Here is a 3,665-nt window from a genome sequence, read left to right on the forward strand (position 1 = left end):
GCTGGCCGCTGTATGAATCACGCCTGAAGGGAAAGCTGCACGTTATCAGCAAGCGTTACACTCAGCGCATTGAGCGACATAATCTGAATCTGAGACAACATCTGGCAAGGCTGGGACGGAAGTCACTGTCGTTCTCAAAATCGGTGGAGCTGCATGACAAGGTCATCGGGCATTATCTGAACATAAAACACTATCAGTAAGTTGGAGTCATTACCTAGCGCGATTGCCGGATGCAACGCTTAATAAGCGCGTACATCCGGCAATGAAACTCAAGCTAAACCAATAAAGAACCCGGCAATAGTCGCACTCATCAGGTTGGAAAGCGTTGCTGCTGCCAGCGCCCGTAAACCAAGCTGGGCGATTTCCGGCGCGCGTTTTGGCGAAATAGCCGAAAATGCGCCAACGACAACACCGATAGAACCAAAGTTAGCAAAACCACAAAGCGCAAAGGAGATAATCGCAATGGTTTTCACTTCCAGCGTGCCGCCCGTTTGCAGGTATGGGGAGAAACTCAGGTAAGCGACGAATTCGTTAATCGCCAGTTTCTGCCCAATCAGGCTACCCGCAAGATTGGCATCACTCCAGTCCACACCCATGATCCACGCCAGCGGTGCCAGCACATAGCCAAAAATACTTTCCAGAGAGGCATTGGCGAAACCAAACCAGCCACCAATTCCGCCGATAATGCCGTTGATCAGCGCAATAATTGCGACAAATGCCATTACCACCGTCGCTACACCAGCGGCGATTTTCAGCCCGGTCATCGCACCGCTCGCCGCCGCTTCGATAAAGCTTTTTGGCGGCGTTTCGCTGAACGACAGATTTTCAAATGTGACCTGCGAAGGCTCGGTGGCCGGGCTAAGAATACGTGCAAACAAAATACCACCTGGGATCGCCATCAGCGATGCCGCTAACAGGTAGTCAATTGGTACGCCCATTCCGGCATAACCAATCATCATCGAACCAGCAATGGACGCCATCCCGCTACAAATTGCGGTAAACAACTCGTTGCGATTCATGCGATCGATAAACGGTTTAACGATCGCCGGGATCTCATTTTGCCCGAGGAAAATAGTTGTGACTGCGACAAAAGATTCGATTTTGCTGATGTTAAGAGCTTTCTGGAAAATGCTGCCAAGGATGCGAATCAGCAGCCCCATCACGCCAATGTAGTACAGCAGACTGATGAGCGCAGTAACGAAAATAATCGCCGGAAGTACGCGAAAGGCGAAGATAAAACCCGCACCGTCAAACAGGACATCCATTTTCGGCCCAACCAGCGAACCAAAAATGAAGGCCTACCGGCATCACTGTAAGACATCACTTTATGAACGCCTAATGCCGCCTGTTCTACTGCCCACTTTCCCGGTGGGAAGTAGAGCATGATGCCACCAATAGCGATTTGCAGCAGCAGTGCGGCTCCAACCGTGCGCAAACTGATGCTCTTTTTATTCACTGACAACAGAAATGCTATTGCCAGTAACACCACCATCCCCACAACACTTCTCATTATATCCATAATGATTTTCCCTTCATGCCAGTAAACCCGGCGTCAGCGCCAGGTTTTGGTATGCTTGATGAGTACGGGCGACGGCTTTCTGCCCGTCGGAAATTAACCCGCGAGACGCTGGTATTCTTTGGCAATTTCACTCGCCAGAATGGCGTTGTTGAATACCAGCTGGATATTGGATTTCAGGCTGTCACCGCCGGTCAGCTCAGCAACGCGCGCCAGCAGGAACAGTGTACTTTCTTTACCAATAACGCCCTGCTCTTCGGCTTCGGCGACGGCTTGATCTATGGCTGCATTGATAGATTCCTCCGGCATCGCAAACTGTTCCGGGATCGGGTTCGCTACCACGAGGCCACCGTTCAGCCCGCTTTGCCATTTCACCGCCATTGCACGGGCAATTTCACTGGCGCTGTCGAGACGAATACTGACGTCAAACGAGCTGGTACGGCAGAAAAACGCAGGCAGCGCTTTAGTCTGATAGCCAATTAACGGCACACCGAAGGTTTCTAAATACTCAGTGGTTAATCCTAAATCGAGAATAGATTTCGCCCCGGCACAAACAACGGTGACATTAGTATTTGCCAGTTCTTGCAAATCGGCAGAAATATCGAAGGTATGTTCCGCCCCGCGATGCACACCACCAATTCCCCCGGTGGCAAATACTTTAATTCCGGCAAGCGCCGCAATAATCATCGTTGAAGCCACAGTGGTTGCGCCATTTTTTCCGGCGGCAACAACAAAAGGTAAATCGCGACGACTAACTTTGGTCACGTTATGCCCTTCACGACCCAGTAATTCAAATTCTTCTTTGCTTAAACCCACTTTCATCACGCCGCCAATAATGGCGATAGTGGCAGGTACAGCGCCCTGTTTACGAATAGTTTCTTCTACTTCAATTGCGGTCTGGGCATTTTGTGGGAACGGCATCCCGTGAGAAATAATGGTCGATTCCAGCGCCACAACCGGTTTTTTGTTTTTTAAAGCGTCCTGCACTTCCGGGGAAATTTGTAATAATTCAGGGGAAATTTTTAATTCAGACGTTCTGCGTTCTCCACTAACGATATAACGTTGGCAATCGATAAATCGGGGTTATTGGTGTATTCACAGGAGAGCGCCATTGACGAACATCCCTGTGCGAAACGAACAGATTCGGCAAACGGCATTCCGTCTACCCAACACGAAGCAAGTCCCGCCATCATGGCATCGCCCGCTCCGGTAACATTAATAACATTGGTTTTGATCGGCGCAGACCAGCTATTTTCACCGCTGATATCGCTGTAATAAACGCCGTCGCCGCCCATGCTCAATACCAGTCGGTTCAGGCCATGTTGATGGAACCAGGCAGCAACTTTTGCCACATCTTCACGCCCTGACAGCGCAATCCCACTCAGGGTTTCCGCTTCAAGGCGGTTTGGCTTCAGAGTGTGGATCTGATTTAGACGGTCGCGCACTTTGACACATTTCCATGCGGAAACCGGATCGACAAATACGGGTACGTTGGCGGCATTATCCAGAATCCATGCCAGTGCCTCTTCACTGATATTACAGTCCGCGACAATGACCTTTGCCCTCTGAATAAATTCACGGTGCTGTGCGAGATATTCAGCTGTAATAGCGTTGCTAATATTCATGTCATTTATAGCAACCAGCATTTCACCGGTATTATCGAGTAATGATAAATAACTAGACGTATTTTCTCCCGGCACAATCAGGCATTTATCGACATAAACGCCAGATTGATTGGTTTGCGTTAGCAGCGATTGACCATAAAAGTCACTGCCTACGGCGCTCAGTAGCCAGGCTTTGTTCCCCAGCAACGCCAGGTTTTGTGCAATATTGCGCCCGACTCCACCAGGCGTAAATTTTATTTTACCTGGATTTGAATCCGCATAATTTAATGATTCATGTGAATATCCGGCGACATCAATATTCGCCGAGCCGGTAATGACTCCAACTTACTGATAGTGTTTTATGTTCAGATAATGCCCGATGACCTTGTCATGCAGCTCCACCGATTTTGAGAACGACAGTGACTTCCGTCCCAGCCTTGCCAGATGTTGTCTCAGATTCAGATTATGTCGCTCAATGCGCTGAGTGTAACGCTTGCTGATAACGTGCAGCTTTCCCTTCAGGCGTGATTCATACAGCGGCCAGC

The 3,665-nt window shown here is 49.5% G+C and carries 4 protein-coding genes and 1 pseudogene; 1 reads left to right on the top strand and 4 read right to left on the bottom strand.

From position 1 onward, the window contains the following. On the top strand, window positions 1–200 hold a 200-nt coding region (locus tag BHE85_RS12080; RefSeq protein ID WP_000327172.1), incomplete at its 5' end, for an IS1 family transposase. Between the two features lie 69 nt (window positions 201–269). Here BHE85_RS12080 and BHE85_RS12085 read toward each other — a convergent pair. The 4 genes and pseudogenes from BHE85_RS12085 to BHE85_RS12100 all read right to left on the bottom strand — a co-directional run. Continuing rightward, window positions 270–1,519: pseudogene (locus BHE85_RS12085) on the bottom strand (NupC/NupG family nucleoside CNT transporter). Between the two features lie 93 nt (window positions 1,520–1,612). Continuing rightward, complete coding sequence (gene psuG / locus BHE85_RS12090) at window positions 1,613–2,572, bottom strand: pseudouridine-5'-phosphate glycosidase (protein ID WP_032337494.1); 960 nt, start codon at window positions 2,570–2,572, stop codon at window positions 1,613–1,615. Continuing rightward, complete coding sequence (locus tag BHE85_RS12095; protein ID WP_032324882.1) at window positions 2,539–3,456, bottom strand: pseudouridine kinase; 918 nt, start codon at window positions 3,454–3,456, stop codon at window positions 2,539–2,541. The genes psuG and BHE85_RS12095 overlap by 34 nt, the downstream gene beginning before the upstream one ends. 9 nt (window positions 3,457–3,465) lie before the next feature. Next, on the bottom strand, window positions 3,466–3,665 hold a 200-nt coding region (locus tag BHE85_RS12100; protein ID WP_000327172.1), incomplete at its 5' end, for an IS1 family transposase.

Origin of the sequence: Shigella sp. FC1567 (assembly GCF_001743015.1) — a bacterium.
Taxonomy (GTDB): domain Bacteria; phylum Pseudomonadota; class Gammaproteobacteria; order Enterobacterales; family Enterobacteriaceae; genus Escherichia; species Escherichia coli.